The 16,527-nt window shown below is 40.0% G+C and carries 16 protein-coding genes; 3 read left to right on the top strand and 13 right to left on the bottom strand.

The window, feature by feature from the left end:
• Positions 1–90: 90 nt before the first annotated feature.
• The gene (locus KR50_RS05240) at positions 91–1,161 is read left to right on the top strand and encodes an ATP-binding protein (protein WP_041055845.1); all 1,071 of its coding nucleotides are present in this window, start codon (positions 91–93) and stop codon (positions 1,159–1,161) included.
• Between the two features lie 199 nt (positions 1,162–1,360).
• Here KR50_RS05240 and KR50_RS05235 read toward each other — a convergent pair whose 3' ends face one another.
• The 12 genes from KR50_RS05235 to KR50_RS05180 all read right to left on the bottom strand — a co-directional run bounded on the left by KR50_RS05235 (position 1,361) and on the right by KR50_RS05180 (position 13,344).
• The gene (locus KR50_RS05235) at positions 1,361–2,044 is read right to left on the bottom strand and encodes a Na-translocating system protein MpsC family protein (protein WP_084215500.1); all 684 of its coding nucleotides are present in this window, start codon (positions 2,042–2,044) and stop codon (positions 1,361–1,363) included.
• A gap of 751 nt (positions 2,045–2,795) precedes the next feature.
• The gene (locus KR50_RS05230; protein WP_041055844.1) at positions 2,796–3,650 is read right to left on the bottom strand and encodes a DUF1206 domain-containing protein; all 855 of its coding nucleotides are present in this window, start codon (positions 3,648–3,650) and stop codon (positions 2,796–2,798) included.
• An 87-nt stretch (positions 3,651–3,737) separates the two neighbouring features.
• Complete coding sequence (locus KR50_RS05225; RefSeq protein WP_041055842.1) at positions 3,738–5,579, bottom strand: LTA synthase family protein; 1,842 nt, start codon at positions 5,577–5,579, stop codon at positions 3,738–3,740.
• 342 nt (positions 5,580–5,921) lie between these two features.
• Positions 5,922–6,686, bottom strand: a complete 765-nt coding sequence (locus tag KR50_RS05220; protein WP_041055840.1) for a MerR family transcriptional regulator — start codon at positions 6,684–6,686, stop codon at positions 5,922–5,924.
• Positions 6,687–6,880: 194 nt separating this feature from the next.
• Positions 6,881–7,591 carry an ABC transporter permease gene (locus KR50_RS05215; RefSeq protein WP_041055839.1) on the bottom strand — a complete coding sequence of 237 codons (711 nt, stop codon included), beginning with the start codon at positions 7,589–7,591 and terminating at the stop codon, positions 6,881–6,883.
• Entirely contained in the window at positions 7,588–8,436 is an 849-nt protein-coding gene (locus KR50_RS05210) for an ABC transporter ATP-binding protein (protein ID WP_041055838.1), read from the bottom strand. Before KR50_RS05210 ends, KR50_RS05215 begins: the two co-directional genes overlap by 4 nt.
• A gap of 143 nt (positions 8,437–8,579) precedes the next feature.
• Positions 8,580–9,614 carry a LytTR family transcriptional regulator DNA-binding domain-containing protein gene (locus tag KR50_RS05205; RefSeq protein WP_041055837.1) on the bottom strand — a complete coding sequence of 345 codons (1,035 nt, stop codon included), beginning with the start codon at positions 9,612–9,614 and terminating at the stop codon, positions 8,580–8,582.
• A 74-nt stretch (positions 9,615–9,688) separates the two neighbouring features.
• Complete coding sequence (locus KR50_RS05200) at positions 9,689–10,477, bottom strand: alpha/beta hydrolase (protein WP_041055836.1); 789 nt, start codon at positions 10,475–10,477, stop codon at positions 9,689–9,691.
• Between the two features lie 113 nt (positions 10,478–10,590).
• The gene (locus KR50_RS05195; protein WP_232304248.1) at positions 10,591–11,646 is read right to left on the bottom strand and encodes a DMT family transporter; all 1,056 of its coding nucleotides are present in this window, start codon (positions 11,644–11,646) and stop codon (positions 10,591–10,593) included.
• 57 nt (positions 11,647–11,703) lie between these two features.
• The gene (locus tag KR50_RS05190; RefSeq protein WP_052476803.1) at positions 11,704–12,357 is read right to left on the bottom strand and encodes an MOSC domain-containing protein; all 654 of its coding nucleotides are present in this window, start codon (positions 12,355–12,357) and stop codon (positions 11,704–11,706) included.
• Between the two features lie 29 nt (positions 12,358–12,386).
• Positions 12,387–12,899, bottom strand: a complete 513-nt coding sequence (locus KR50_RS05185) for a GNAT family N-acetyltransferase (protein WP_041055833.1) — start codon at positions 12,897–12,899, stop codon at positions 12,387–12,389.
• A 64-nt stretch (positions 12,900–12,963) separates the two neighbouring features.
• On the bottom strand, positions 12,964–13,344 hold the full coding sequence (locus tag KR50_RS05180) for an FAS1-like dehydratase domain-containing protein (protein ID WP_041055830.1): 381 nt from the start codon (positions 13,342–13,344) through the stop codon (positions 12,964–12,966).
• 146 nt (positions 13,345–13,490) lie between these two features.
• Between KR50_RS05180 and KR50_RS05175 the strand changes: the two genes are divergently transcribed.
• Both KR50_RS05175 and KR50_RS05165 read left to right on the top strand, forming a co-directional pair.
• Positions 13,491–14,909, top strand: coding sequence for an NAD-dependent succinate-semialdehyde dehydrogenase (locus KR50_RS05175; protein ID WP_041055829.1), 1,419 nt, complete (start codon positions 13,491–13,493; stop codon positions 14,907–14,909).
• A gap of 249 nt (positions 14,910–15,158) precedes the next feature.
• Complete coding sequence (locus tag KR50_RS05165; protein ID WP_084215505.1) at positions 15,159–15,689, top strand: cupin domain-containing protein; 531 nt, start codon at positions 15,159–15,161, stop codon at positions 15,687–15,689.
• Positions 15,690–15,976: 287 nt separating this feature from the next.
• Here KR50_RS05165 and KR50_RS05160 read toward each other — a convergent pair whose 3' ends face one another.
• Entirely contained in the window at positions 15,977–16,363 is a 387-nt protein-coding gene (locus KR50_RS05160; RefSeq protein ID WP_041055824.1) for an Imm41 family immunity protein, read from the bottom strand.
• Positions 16,364–16,527 lie beyond the last annotated feature (164 nt).

The raw sequence follows: 16,527 nt of genomic DNA, 5'->3' as shown, positions 1-16,527 counted from the left end.
AAAAGTTAATGCAACCGTTTGTTCTTGATCATTGCAAACTGATTTTCTAAAGAAGCAAGACCTGATACCTTTCAAATAAGGGGATAAAAGATGGAAAAAACATTTAGCAAGACTGATGCTGTCACAAATCAACAGGAAATGTACAGGCAAATCTTAGAGTACTCTATTGAGAACATTATGATACATACTAATTGTGAAGTGCTGTACTTAAATGAAGCCTGTACGCATTTTTTACGATGTACAAAAGAACGGGCACACGGATCCTGCGTGCTGGATTTATTTGAGGAAGGTACCAAAAAAACGGTACAAAACAGAGTGGAGCAGACGATGAACGGAGCTGAAATGCCACGAAAGATAGAAGATATTATTACCCGCTCTGATGGAACAAAGGTTGCTGTTGAGATTTATTGCAATCCAGTGATGTACGGAAATCAAAAAGCCATACAAAGCGTGTTTCGGGATATTACATTAAGAAAAGAAGCTGAACGGTGGATGAAAGATCAGGATAAACTTGCATCAGTGGGGCAAATTGCAGCCGGCATTGCACATGAAGTAAAGAATCCTCTCACCGCTGTTAAAGGTTTCCTTCAGCTCCTTGAGGAATCTCATCCTCATGCCTATTTAACAACCATGAAAAGCGAACTTAATATCGCCATTAACACCTTGACTAACCTTTTACATGTGTCAAAACCCGATTTATATGAAGAAGAAATTGTTCCAATTTATTTGTGTAAAGAAGTTGATGCACTGCTGCTTCTTTTTCAAGATCGTTTTTATGATATTAAAGTAGAGCTTTTTTTGAAGGATACTGAGATATATATTCTGGGAAAAAGAAATTTGTTTTTAAAAGCTTTTTTTAACTTATTTAAAAATGCCATTGAAGCGATTGAAGGAAACGGAAAAATTACGATCGAACACTTTATATTGGGCGATACTGTTCATATTAAGATGCATGATACCGGTGTAGGGATTCCAAAGGATAAAATAAAGCTGCTTGGCACTCCCTTTTACACAAGCAAAACACAAGGTACCGGTCTTGGCCTGACACAGGTTTTTACCACAATTATTGATCACGGGGGCACACTGACTATTAATAGTCATGTAGATTGCGGCACTACCTTTCATATTCAACTTCCCACTAAACATCATCGTTCTCATTAATGTCAACGCACACCTCCGGAAACTGGAAGTGTGCTTTTTTATATTGGAACACTATCAATATGAAACATAAACTCAAAAAAATTGCAGACCTCACTGCCAGTAAATAAAAACCAATAGATAAAAAATTCTTAAACACAAAAACCCATGACTCATCATCATAGGCAGGAGTGTTTCGTTAAAGTAAGGTTTAGAATCAAGTCTAATCGGTTACTAAGATAATATAGCCAACATCATCTTCGAAATCCCAATCGACAAATATTTGCTGTATTTTTTTGTGCAGGATGTCTTCGAGATTTGCTTCACGAACTAACTGCTTTTCCATGGGACGTTTTGTCAGAATTAATTCTTCAGTATAGCCATTTGAGATTAATTCCTTCTCAATACGCACAAGAATTCCTTTTCTTTTCGCAACAATGGTGCGGTCACTTAGCCAATACAATTCTGTTTTTTCAGGTGTTTTCTGGCCCTTTTTCGTCAGCAGGTTAATTTCCTGTCTGAACGCTTCCTTATCAATCTCTTCAGGCCAGGGAACAGAAGATTCCTCCCCGTTATCCATAACCCCCAGAATCATGCCAGACTGATCTTCAAGAGACCAATTAAAATAAAGCTTGTTTATATGAACAGGCAGCATTTTATTTAAGGATTCCTTCATATCCGGCAATATATTCTCCATAATTAAATCTCTTGTTTCTTCCACACGTTTGATTTCATTCCGTTCCATCAGCACCCGTTCCATCGGGGCCAGAAACTCCCTCAAATGAATGGTGATTAATGGATGTTGATACGTAATATAAATGGATGTAGGTCCTTTACCAAAGTGATCTCTCAGGAGTTTCCCCACATACCTGACCATATCCGAATAAATTTCTGCTTCTATCTTCAAATAAAGTCTCCTCTCGCACACAAAGGCATCTTATCAGCTTAAATATATAGTACAGATTATAGTGAAAAAAAGAAATGTATAGAAACTGGGAAAACAGCTCCTGTAAAGTCCTTTTTTATAAAGATGAGAATAGCTTTTTCAGCTTTTATCTCAGAAAAAATGAAAAACACCTAACCAACAGTTAAGATACGCAAAATTCGCATTTACTGTATTGGCTTTCATTGATAAGCTGATCCACATAAGCGATACTTTGAGTAAATTCACGATTTTCCAAGGAACTAGTATGAAATCCACATAAGTCGCCTGCAAAGGATGTTCGATGAATAGATTTCGTTTCGTGATCAATTAAATAATTCATTTCGTTCCCTTCCTCCTTTGTCCCCTATGTCATTTTTATACTGGCTCTATGCTTCAGATTTTCTATATCCGGTTCTTAATTTGTACTGACTCCTATCAAATATGTATAAATTTAGAAAATAAAAAAAGCCGAAAAGAATCTAAGGGATTCTTTTCGGCTTATGTTCGACTCTAATGTTCGACTCATTTTACCTACTATTGATATATAAATAATTATGATTGGAAAGTTATTAAGGCATGGAATTTAATTGTTTCAGCTGTATCGGAAACTCTACTGTTTTCCTACATCTCTATTTTACTAGAATGGTGTAATAGAGTAAAGATACTTGAAAAGATCTTTTTGTCTGTTGCATAAAGTGGTAATCATGATTCAGATTGATAGAATCATCTAGTCCTACTCATTTTTACCGAAATTCATTCTTGCATATCTTCCTCTTATAATTTCGTAAATACCATATAGGATTAATCCAACTGCAACGATTCCGAGAAGAATCATTCCATATGGCTGCTGTGCAAGTTCTGAAAGTGCTCCATCGAGTCCTTTCGATTGATCGGGATCAGCTGTGTAGGCAGTTTGAATAAAGAAAAAGCCTACCATTCCAAGTACAATTCCTCTGGCGATTAAGCCAAGTTTCCCTGCATTTCTGGCAATCTTTTTTTCATGCTGGTTCATGTCTTTTAATATAAATTTACTCATAAACCGTTCTTTCAATCCATTGTAAAATTCATATGCAGCATATCCAATAATAACGACTCCTACAAGACCAATGATCCATTGGCCAAAGGGCTCCTGAAGAAGCCTGGCAGAAATGGTCTGCTCAGAATTTCCACCGCCGCTTCCGGCATTCATGGCAATTTTAATAGCAGTAAACGCCAAACTCCCATAGATAATTCCGCTTATAAAATAACCGATTCTTGTTACGATCCCCTTCGCATCTTTTCCTTTATGCTCCGGATCCAGGATCGCACGAACAAATTCCCATATAATATAACCGATAAGACCAATTCCAATAATCCATAGCAGTATTTCTCCAAATGGCATTCCTGCCAATGATTGAAGCGCACCGCTTGTGTCTGTTGTTTCACCGCCAGCTCCGGCAGCTGCCATGACGGCTAAAATACCAATTAAACCATAAACGGATCCTTTAGCCATGTAGCCGAATCTACCGAGCCTTCTAATCCATGGTTTTACTTCTTCACCAGCGTCATCTGCTTTTCTCTTAGCCTGTTGAGTAGTTGTATTTCTCAAATCGCTCACCTCTCCCATTCTATCTAGTATTTGATGCCCGTTTTGCATCAATTGAAAACCTATTGGAATAAATAATCAATATTCGTTCTATTCATTAATTTGTTTAATTCCATCTTTTTTAATAATCAAATCGGAAAGTCTCAAGTGATTTTCGGCTTCTGTCACTTGTGCAGCACAATTATCGTTTCCGACCTCCTGTTCAGTCTCCAGCGAATAGCATGTGCCATTACCACTTTCATTCCAGAGATTTGATTCATAGTAAAAACCATCGTATACAAATGATCCATCCCGAAATACGGTTATCGCTTTTTCTTCAGCTAGAAGAGATGTACCCATCATGAAATCCGGCTCAATTCCGGCCAAAGCAAGAATCGTAGGCGCTACATCAATTTGTCCTCCGCTTTTCTCAACAACTTTTCCTTCTTCGCTTGAAGGCGGTTTAATAAAGAGTGGCACCTTTCTTCCCAGTTCCATGTAATCAACAGCGGATTCTGCATTTTCATATTGCGCCATTTCCCTGTCTTCTTTGAATAAGGCGCTGTCGTGATCCCCGTAAACGACAACCATCGAACGATCCCATAAATCTTCTTCGATTAATTTTTCTTTCATTGAACCAAATGCATCATCCACATAGTGGACATTATGATAATAATTACGCAGAATCTCCTCATCAAACAAATCAAGATCCAGCTTCTTCATCTCATCCGGAAATGAATAAGGAGTATGACTCGTCAAAGCCACCATAAAGCTGTAAAAAGGCTCTTTCATATCAGCCATTTTTTCAACTCCTGATAAAAAGAAATCACGGTCATTCAGCGTAAGACCAATTTGTTCTTTATCTGGAAAATCATCAATACTGTAAAATGCATCAAAACCAAAATTCTCATACATTTGATCCCGGTTCCAGAAATTCGGTCTAAAAGCGTGGAAGGCAGCTGTCTCATATCCTTCACTGCTTAATTCCTCTGGTAAAGAGGCAAAAGAATGGTCCGGATACCTCGTGTAAACCGAGCCTGATTTTAAAGGATAAAAAGAGGTATTAATAATAAATTCTGCATCCGACGTACGTCCTTCATGCGTTTGGTGATAAAAATTCGAAAAATACATCGCCTCTTCTTTAAACTCATTTAAGTTCGGCGTCAGCATTTGACCGTCTATCTCCTGATCGATGACTGAGGCCTGGAAAGATTCGAGCTGCACCACAATGATATTGGGCTGCTCCTCCACCTGTTCTGCTTGCTGAGATTGCTGTTGAGTCTCCTGGAAAGTACGGATTTCTTCCTTTTCTTCACTGGTAAGCTCTGTGTTCTGAAACAAGGCTTCATCCACTTCGTTGACGATGTCTACAGCATGATAGCCGATCATTCCCGTCTGATAATAATTCTTTAAATTAGACAAGGGATTCTTATCAATTAGCTCCCCATCCTGTTTTAGCATCAAAGGGGTGATAAATAGGACAAGTCCAGCGGCAAAAGCTGCTGAAGCTGCCGTAATTCTGGACTTTTTATTATACGAGGGTATGGGCTTATTTCGATTCATTATATGAAATACCAGAATGATTAATGCATCTAAGAAAAACAGAAAATCATACCAGTATATAATGTCCTGCATTCCTCCTCCGACAGCATCCATCTGCGGCACCTGAATCAGCAGCGACACAGATAACAAATCGGTAAAGTACCGATAATACCAGCCGTTTGACACAATTAAAAAGCTGATAAGCACACTGAAACCAACAAGCATCCATCTTCTCTTTTTTGGAGCAATCAATAAAATCCAAAACGATAAAAGAAATGCACTGCCTAAACTGACAATTAACATATAAAAACTAAAGTATGTAGTAGTCGCAATACTGAATAAGTACAATTTGATTAGTAAAAAGCTTACATATAGAATATAATCTCCATATTTAAGGTCAAACTCTTTCATAAAATCCCCCTATCTTCCTGCCCTACTAATACCCTCCCACATCCATGAAAAAACTATGTGCAGCAGATTAAATCTTTTTACAAAGAAGATCTTTGTGGAATGGTCTGTTAATTTGACATACAAGTTAGCACGAGCCCCTTTTTGAAAGTGGTTGGGACAAAAATCATCCCGTATAAATTAAAAGAGACGCATGAGTTTACTTTCATGCGGCCCTTCTTTTGTTTAAAAAAGCTTTGGATTTAAAATCAGGGTAGGGTTCAGGTGAAAACGCCCATCGGACACGGATATGACCCAGTTCTCATTAAAAGCTTTGTTGAAATAGTCATTTTACAACATCTGTATTTATGAACGGTCTGATCGTTCTTTTATTTCCCGGTCTGCATAAACAGCCATCGATTGCCGCAGGAATTCAGACAGTCCTTCACCAAACTGATCAATATTTTTTTTGAATCGTTTATCATCTGTATACAGTTCACCAAGTCCTTTAAAGGCTTCAAGAGAGTAATTTCCTACTTTGTTTAACCAAAGGTACCATTCATGTGTTAACTTCTGTGCTTGCTGACTATCAGGTTCGCCATGACGAAGAGCAGCCATCTGCCTATACAGTTCTTCCATTTCATTCTGCATTTCTTTTTGTTCTGCGTCCGTCAGTTTACCTTTTTTTTCTTTGGCTTCGTCAACCTTCTTGTCCCCCCACCGGTCTCTTGCTTCCTGCTCATAAGGATTATGGGTAAAGTCAAATCCTTCAAATTTTTCTTTTTGACTCATCTTGATTTCTCCTTTCACATGAAGAATCGTCTTATCAATTAAATCGAGAAGCTTGTCAAGGCGGTTGCGTTTTTCCAGGATCAGTTTCCTGTGCAGCTCAAGTGCTTCTTGCCGATCATAATCCGGACGATTCATCAATTCTTTTATTTTTTTCAAAGGGAAGTCAAGCTCTCGGAAAAACAAAATTTGCTGAAGCGTTTCCAAATTATCCTCTGAATAAAGACGATAACCTGCTTCACTAATCTGGTCAGGAACTAATAATCCAATTTCATCATAATGATGCAGTGTGCGCACACTGATCCCGACCAGATCAGCTACTTCTTTTACTTTGTATGTCATCCTGCCTTCCTCCCTTCATTTTTCATGATAAGGTATTACGTTACGTGAGAGTCAATTAGAATTAAGCAAATTGTTAAAACCTTTTAAAGGCAAAATAGCTGAACATTTGACAACTGGTTGCATAAAAGAATTATTTCCCGGAAAATAATCGAAAAAAGTCACCTTATACATAAGGTGACTTTTTATATTCGGGATTAATTGTCGACCATTTTCTTGTGATAGACCACAACCACAAGTGCAGAGATCCCAATGGTCCAACCTGTAATAATAAGCAGTGCAGGCAAGCCATCCGCGAAGCCGGCTCCGCTTTGAACGGCGTGTCCAAGATTTACAAGCTGCGTATTCGGGAGGTACTCTGCGGCTTTTAAGATCGGATACTCCGCTGAAAGCTGCATCGCAAAAGAGCTAAAAGAGAAAAACAAGAGAACTGGCAGAATAGCTACAGATGCTTCCATAACGGATCGTGTAATCAGTCCCAGCAACGTGCCAACGCCCAAGTAGAAAAGAATTGAGACAAAGAGACCAGCAGCAATCAACAGAGTATTTCCAGGGCGATATTCGATTAAAACTGCTGACAATAGAAGAATGATGGCGGAAATCAGAAAGCTGACAAGGCTTTTTCCAATCAGAATTTCTCCAGTACCAGCCGGAGAAAGCATAAGTCCGCGGAGTGTGTTCTTTTCTTTTTCCTCTGCAATCAGGGCTGACTGCGTAAAGGCTGCAATGACAGTTAAGGTTAAGTTAAAAATCATAAAAACCATCTCAATGCTTTGAACACCCATCCGCCCATAAATGGCTGCCATGAACAAGGGCAGGAAAACCATCGACGAAACATATAAATTTTTGGTGAAATCCTTATAATCCTTTTGAAAAATGGCCATTGTCCGTTTTATAGAATGATTCATGAAAGCTTCCTCCCCGTCACCTCAATAAAAATATCACCCAAAGTTGGTTCATTCGTTTCAATACCCGCTACCTTGTTCATGCTCATATAATCAAACAACTGCTGAGCACCCTTAGGCCCTTTTTCAATCATGACTTCTCTTCCGTCTGTCAATTCTACTTTCAGCATGTCATTGCCATATCTTCTTTTTAACACTTTCGGCTCCTCAAGCAGCTGAATCGTTCCATTGTTCAAGAATGCCACCCGGTCACATAACAGCTCTGCTTCGTTCATGTCGTGCGTCGTTAAAAAGATGGTTGTTCCTTCACTTTTTAATTTTTCAAGGCCCCGATAAATGTGTCTTGAGTTAACAGGGTCAAGAGCAGAAGTTGGTTCATCCAGAAATAAGAGCTCCGGCTTATGTAAAAATGTCCTGGCAAGAATCACGCGCTGCAGCATTCCTTTAGAAAGGGCTGAAACCTTTTTCTTTTCTTCGCCTTTTAAATTCACCATGTCGATCACTTCTTCAATTCTGGAGTATGGAAGGTCATATAAGTCACAGTAAAGCTTTAAATTATCCCAGATGCTTAATCTGCTGTACAGCCCGGAATTGTCTGTTAAGATGCCCATTCTACGACGGTATTTATTCTGCTTTACTTCTTCGGCCGGGACGCCAAATACATATGCTTCTCCATCCGTTTCTCTTAATTGAGCCGTCAGGATTTTAATCGTTGTCGTTTTGCCTGATCCACTCGGTCCTAAAAAACCAAATGTCTCCCCTTTTTTTACCTGAAACGAAATATCCTTTAATGCTGCTTCATTTCCAAATATTTTAGCTAGCCCTTTTACCTCAATAATGTTTTCCATAATACGCCTCCTGCTTATTAAGATGAACTCAGTTATTCATTTCCTGATTCCATCTTATAAAAGTCCGAACGAGACCGCATTAAATCAACGATGAAAGGAGGTAGGACAGGGTTGAATAGCGCCATGGGAGCAGTGAACGGACCCTATTTCAGGCCAAGCATCTCTTTTAGTTCTGCCATTTTAGATTTTGATAGTGGAATCGAGATACTTTCCGAACCCTCAAGGACCAGACTGTAACTGTTTCGTGTCCATGTAATGATCTCTCTTACTTTTTGTAAGTTAACAATGTAGGAGCGGTGACATCTAAAAAACCCAAAAGGAACCAGACGTTTTTCAAGATCATTTAACGTAAAGATGCAAGGATAAACTTCTCCTTGAACACTTAGGTTCGACTGCCCATCACTGCTTTCAACGAAATCAATTTCAGGAGGATTAAACAAAATGATTTTTTCATTTACCTTTGCCGGTATTTTTTCTATTTTAACCGGCTGATAAAGAGGCGTTTCTTCTGTCTCCTCCTTTACTTCTCCAGGTTCATCCTCCTCGAGTTTAACGTCGAGTTGATGCAATCCTTTTTCATCTAAACGATGGATACAATCTGTCATAAATAAAGCGCTCTCCATGTTACCGGTTAATAGGAGAATGCTTTTCCCTTCCTTTTTAAGTCCCTCCATCAGCTTTTTAATCACTCGCCGGGTTTCAAGGTCCACGTTTTGATCAGGCTCCTCTAAGATAACAACAGACTTGTTCTCGAGCAGAATCCGGGCAAAGTGCATACGTTTTTTTTCAGAAAAAGTCAGGGTAGAAATTCGTTTTTTCTTTAAATGCTCAAGCTGAACGCGACGAAGAATTTCATCTGAATTGACAGAAGAAATAAATAATTTTTTCCAGAAGAGGATATGCTCTTTTAGAGTCAAACGCTCATACAATGCTTCATCTAAAAACAGAAATGACAGATGCGTGTTGTCATTTTTTAAGTCAGACAAAATAGAATGACCGCAGACTTCAATTCTGCCGCCTGATAGGGATGCGCTTCCTGATAGGAGGTCCATTAAAACGGTGCGGACATTCAGACTTGAATGGATCGCTGCTGCTTCATGGGTTTGAACCTCCATACTGAAGGAAGGAAATATAACTGAATGATGACTGCTTTTTTCTGCGTTAATGATTTTGATCATCTACATACACCCCGAATGATTGATACCGTTAAAAATCTCTCTAGAAAACTGATTTTCTCTCGGAAACTTCTATTTTATTCTTCTTTCTTTACAATCGGCAGCCAGTTTAAGACCTTCTGAATTTTTTCATCCCAATAGTCCCAAGTGTGTCCTTGCCCATCATCTTCTTCGTATACATGGTCAAACGATGTTTCTGCGCAGGCTTTGTTAAATTGTTTGTTTTCTTCATACAAATGGTCGTCCGTTCCGCAGCACTGAAAAAGCTTCGGTTTTTCTCCAGAGCTTGAATTTACTTTTTTCAGCAAGGTAAAAAGATCATCATCTGATTGAGCGACCTCTTTATTTCCAAATATTAGTTTGTAATCATGATATGGTTCTCCTGACCGGCTCTCAAATCCGGCTATGTCCATGACACCGGAGAGACTGGCTGCAGCACTAAACCGATCTGGATGACGCAATGCGAGTTTAAAGGCGCCGTAGCCTCCCATTGAAAGACCGGCTGTAAAGGTGTCCTCCCGTTTATTTGAAAGCGGAAAGAAAGATCGTGCAACAGCTGGAAGCTCTTCACTTATGAAGGTCCAATACTGCTGGCCATATTCCATGTCGGTATAGAAGCTTCGATGAACCTGCGGCATAACGACCGCTATTCCCATTTCCGATACATATCTTTCAATTGAAGTCCGTCGAATCCAAGCTGAATCATCGTCTGAAAGTCCGTGTAAAAGAAACAGCACCGGATAAGGGCCCTTCGCCTTTTTTCCCGTCATTCCAATTTGGTTTGTTGTTTCCTGAGGAAGGATCACCTTCATTGATGTATTCAGACCAAGTGCTTCAGAGAAAAAATCACAATGAATCAATGCCATTAAAAAAACTCCCTTCTTTTTCCTATACTCTTAGTTTATCTTAACCTTGAGTGGAAATCTAAGGGAGTCTAGCATTATTTTTATAAATAATAATAGAGAACGTTCTGTATCTATCAGGAGTAGTGACGGTGCTTTTCCGTTTGATAATCTTTTTCCTGCAGTTTGATTTTTCGTGTTTTCCGTGAACGGATCCAGTGATCGATCGCACCGCTTCCAGATACTACCCCTGCTACAATAAACAAAAAGCCAAGCAGCTGTTCGATATATACATCTTCATTTAATAGAATAGCGGCACCAGCGACAGAAAAAAGAAGATTAAGATTGGTAAAAACGGCTGATTCGCTCGGTCCGATCAAACGAATGGAATTGTTGTAAATCATATGACCGATACAGGTAGCAAAAATAGCGGATGAGAAAAACAGCGCATATTGATACCCCTCTCCTTGAAGCAAGGAAAAAAAGCCTCCAGGTTCTGTTGCAAAACTGATTCCCATCAGAATGACAGACCCGATCATCATCATCCATCCTGTTAAAAGCACAATGCTCATTGAAGTAGACGTTTTCTTAATTAACACAAAGGAGATGGCCTGGGTCAATCCAGCCATGAAGATAAACAAATCCCCTGCTGCAATTTGAAATGCCCCTTGGCTCCCAGCCATGACAACCAGTGCGACACCAGCAAAACCAATGATTATGCCAATTAATTTTAACGGCGTAAGTCTAGCCCTTAGAAAGATCATCGCTGCAATTGCGGTTAAAATGGGGATGAGTCCTAAAATCAGTCCTGCGTTAACAGCTGATGTCATAGTCAGACCAATTGACAAAAAATAATGGTGGCCAACCACATTAAACAAGCCTATTCCGGTAATCACCACAAATTCACGAAGCGTTGGCATCCTCCATTTTTTCATAAAAGCCAAGATGAGCAGTACGCCGCTGCCAGCTGTCAGAATTCGCATCGAGGTCATCGCAATCGGATCGAAGGACTGAACGAGGATCTTCAAAGCCACCACATTCAGGCCCCATACTACCATAAGGCCAACAAGCCATATATATACATTAGAAGCTTTCATTTTCACACCTGATTTCTTTCGTTTTGCGAATCGAATTGATTTTTCCATCCTACCATGTTTCATTCCCCATGTGTTAATAAAAGGAAACCTCCACATAAAAAGCTTGCATCTCCTTTGTTTGATGCAAGGAGATCAAGCTTTGTGGTGATACGATCAATTATCTGCTTTCTTTCTTTTAATCAATGTCTCACGCAATGTCTTCGACAACGATTCAACGGATAAAATAGTATCGATCTCTTCTGCCGTGGCTTTTTTGTTCCATTTTACCTGATTCACCTGAGCAATCGAGATTCGCTTTTTATCACGTTCAAGTAAGATCAGCTCATCATCCCGTGATACCCATCCTTCTTCAAGCACCCTGAACATAAATCCTGTGTAGCCTGAGTCCTGCATTCTCATCACCAGATCCGGAATGCCATATTTGGCTGCAAGCTTATAGCATGGCTGTCTTGGTTCAGTCACCTGCAGGCGTGCCTCCCCCAATGAAAAGACATCCCCAATATGCGTGTTTTTTTCAGTTAAGCCAATTGTAGACAGATTTTCTCCAAAAAGTGACTGCTGATTCATGTGTCCAAGCAGGTCTTTCCAGTAATCATAGTACTCATAAGGATATTGACAAAGTGCTTTTTCAGTTCCGCCGTGGTCCTTATATGCCTGCTCATCGCCTGTAATCCCTAGACTATGAACCCATACCGGATTCTCAACGGCTTGTTTACGTATGGCTGAATCAAAGGTTTTTTTGCCGAATGTCAATGTTTCTATTTTCCCCGCATTTAGGGAGTTTACCTTGTAACCGATGCGCTCCATTGATTTCCTCCAAATAAAAAGTTGTACGCTTATAGTCGAATGTCGCGTATGCTTTCCCATCCGTAAGCCGTTTCGTTATAACCTTTTCCCTGTATTTTTAAAACCTGCTGTGTAATCGGAGTGCCTCCCAGTTTTTTATAAAAGGAGCAATAAGGATTATCATCAAACGCCCACACATGGATTCCTGCGTCTCCTTTTAGTGCGAATGTTTCGATTATTTTAGAGACGAGTTTTTGACCAATCCCTTTGTTTTGATGTTGTTTTAACAGATAAATGGCCATTAATTCATATGGGTGATTCGGAAAGTCTTCTTCGCTTGATTCACCTGCAATCGCAAATCCAACGATCTCGTTATCTATTTCTGCTACATAGGTAAAAATCTCGTCTTGATCAAAATCTTTTTCCCAATTTTCCGCCCATTGATCCGGGGACATTTGATCAAGAAAAGCTTGATCAATCTGCCCTTGATATGTCGTTCGCCAGCTTTCAATTCGAACCCTGCTGATTTCAAGTCCGTCCCCTCGCTCAGCTCTTCTAATCACTGCGAAAACCTCCTGTTAAACCATTGATAAACACATTCTCTATACTACCCGGGTTTATAACGGTCTATTTGTCTCGTATAATACCTTCACTAGATGCAGATAAAACCTCTTTTCCATTTTGATTTTTGTAAATGGACGTTACTTCAACCAAACTGAAGCCCTCCTTTTGAGTTACGTCCGTCACCTGCAGCTCACACGTAATGGTATCTCCTGAGAAGACAGGACGCAGAAACCTGCTTGTCATTTCTCTTGCAATATAATGCAGATCACCGCCAATTTTCGTCCCAATACTTGCGGTTAACAAACCATGCACCATCAATCTTCCGTTCTCATCTTTTTCAGTATGATGAATGCCGAGGTCGCCCGTTAATTCACCAAACTTCCGGATTTCTTCTTCTGTGAAAGTTCGTTCCCATGTAAACTGATCCCCTTTATGCACCGGCAAATTATTTCCCTCCTGCTCTTCTATTCTTTTAAGTATAGCTCACATTTTCAAAAGAATGAACTGTCATTCACTGAACTTTATAATGATTTAGAATACTAAATGAGGGTATTGATATAGTAATTAAACTTGTTTAGGAGTGGATATAAGTGGAACGCTATTCTTTAACGATTGACGGAAAAGAAACAGGACAGGATCTGCCTGTCATAGAAGTCGTAAATCCCGCAACGCAGGAAGTGTTTGCTTCTGTACCTCAAGGCGGTAAAAATGAGGCAAAAAAAGCAGTAGATGCTGCTCATGCAACTTTTCTGACCTGGTCAAAACAGACGGCTTATGAACGAAGTGAATTGCTGTTAAAATGGGCTGCCCTGATTGAGGAGGAAACGAAAGAGCTTGGTAAAACAATGACCCTCGAACAAGGAAAGCCGCTTAAAGAAGCTGAGGGAGAAATCACGTATGCTAATAGTTTTATTAAGTGGTTTGCTGAAGAAGGAAAGCGTGTTTACGGAGAAATGGTTCCATCTTCACAGGAAAACAAACGGATTTTCGTACACAAACAGCCTGTTGGTGTAACGGCTGTGATCACACCTTGGAATTTCCCTGCTGCCATGATTACACGGAAAGTGGGACCTGCGCTCGCTTCCGGCTGCACCGTTGTGATTAAACCGGCAAGCTCGACTCCCCTCACTGCGATCAAGCTCGTTCAGCTTGCAGAAAAAGCAGGCATCCCTAAAGGGGTTATCAATCTTGTAACAGGGAAGTCGTCTGAAATCAGCGAAGAATGGCTCCAGGATAAACGAGTTAGCAAAATAACCTTTACCGGCTCAACAGAAGTAGGTAAAACCTTAATGAAGGGGGCCGCTGAAACTGTAAAAAAACTTTCGCTTGAACTTGGGGGTCATGCTCCGGCAATTGTCATGGAAGACAGTAATCTGGACAAAGCAGTAGACGGAGTGATTGCCACCAAATTCCGAAATGCCGGCCAGACGTGTGTTTGCGCCAATCGGATTTATGTTCATGAATCCATTGCAAAAGAATTCACGCAAAAGTTTACACAAAAAGTGAATAAGCTGAAGCTCGGAAATGGACTTGTAGAAGGCGTAGACCTTGGACCGCTGATCAATCAGGATGCGGTAGATAAGGTAAATGAGCATATTAAAGATGCAAAGGAAAAAGGTGCAAATATAGAGCTTGGCGGATCTGTGCGAGAAGGCTTATACTTTGAGCCAACCGTGTTGTCAGGCGTTACAGACGATATGCTTTGCATGAATGAAGAAACATTTGGCCCATTAGCGCCGATTACCACTTTTTCCACAGAAGAAGAAGTGATCCAACGGGCCAATGACACCATATACGGATTAGCGGCTTACGTATTTACAGAGAATATCTCAACCGGCATTCGGATCTCTGAGGCGCTCGAATATGGAATTGTCGGCTTAAACGATGGACTTCCCTCTGCAGCACAAGCCCCGTTCGGCGGATTCAAGCAAAGCGGACTCGGCCGGGAAGGCGGACACGAAGGCATCGACGAGTATTTAGAAACAAAATATATATCACTTGGACTTTAAGAACATACGAAGTCGCCGTATACTCCATCCTTATGGAATGTACGGCGGCTTTTTTGTTTTTTTAATTCGTGAAAAATGGACTCTGAAGATGCGTAAGCATCAAATGGGCTCACCTCCCGCCACGTAAGAAAGTCTCCGACTGGAGCGGAAATGAACCGGTCCCCTTTTAAAAATGAATAATACAATTTGAAGTACCTCTTACAAACTACAGCATAGGATACTAATAAAGCCGGGAAAGGACTGATGAACATGTATTATAATCCCTATGGAAACTATGCGCCTCACCAATATCCAGGAAACGCACAGACAGAAAGATACGACCCATACTATCCTTCTTATACCGATCACTGGCATCGTATGCCTGATTACGGACCCGCACCATATGTCGTAAATATAAACGAAGCCACCCTGCAAAATAATGCATATCGCACCGCTTTGTGGACCGGGACCCACTTACAGCTGACCCTCATGAGTCTTAACCCCGGTGAAGATATCGGGTTGGAAATGCACCCAAATTTGGATCAATTCTTACGGGTCGAACAAGGACAGGGAGTCGTACAAATGGGCAATAATAAAGATAATGTAGACTTTCAGAGTAATATAATGGATGATTCCGCCATCTTTATACCAGCAGGAACGTGGCACAATCTGATTAATACGGGTGGCATTCCTTTGAAGCTATACTCCATTTATGCTCCGCCAAATCACCCATTTGGAACCGTGCATGCCACTAAAGCAGATGCTATAGCTGCTGAAGAAGGATATCAAACATACCCATAAACACCATTATAGTCCTAGCAATGGGTTCTGTTGTTGAGTACTCACAATCATAATGTATATAAAAATGACCTACAAATTGTATGCTGATTTGCAGGTCTCTTTTTGTTGATACGTGTGGGTTTTCAATGGTTACATAAGCGGTTAGCGCTATAATTATTTGTGAGAAAAAGGGTAATCTCTACACAACCTTAATAATATAAAGAGCAAATAAAAATACTCAAATTTCTGAGCGTTTTTTGATATATTTGTTAGTCTTCTTCAACTAAAGCTCACCGTTAGTTTAATAACTAATCAACATATTCTGGATTTACTAAATCATCTCCGAACCCCTTTTCTGAATATGCGCGTTTCCCTATGAAGCCATCAAACATGAAATCAAGGCGTTCTAAAAAATCCATTTCCCTTTCTTGAGGAAAGTTCTCCATCTCGTACACATCTTTTTCATCATGATGCCAAAGAAAACACTTTATTATCCGATTATGAGTCCAAATAACTTGCTTAACTAGTTCCCAATCATAATCTTTATTAAGATTTTCCTCTGTTAAAGTTATTACACTGTTGTAATACCTCCAGAACAAATGTTCATCAAAAGTCGCTTCTTCTACTAAGGAACATAGAAAAGACCCTTCTCTTAATATGGAGTTGTTGTAGATAACAGCATTATTATTTATCATGTCACATTACCTCCACCAAAACTATCTAGCCCTTTATTTTAATAACACCATAAGGAGTAACCATGCATTTGACTGCTTCCCCTGTTGAAGTAAAGTTAGCAATAGGTAAGCATTTGAAGTTATCTCCAGCTTTTCCCCTGCTCCGCACCGAACGTGCTAGTTTC

The organism is Jeotgalibacillus campisalis (assembly GCF_000829515.1).
GTDB classification, from domain to species: domain Bacteria; phylum Bacillota; class Bacilli; order Bacillales; family Jeotgalibacillaceae; genus Jeotgalibacillus; species Jeotgalibacillus campisalis.
The sequence above is the reverse complement of the archived record's forward strand: the minus strand, read 5'-3'. Positions and strand labels throughout refer to the sequence as shown.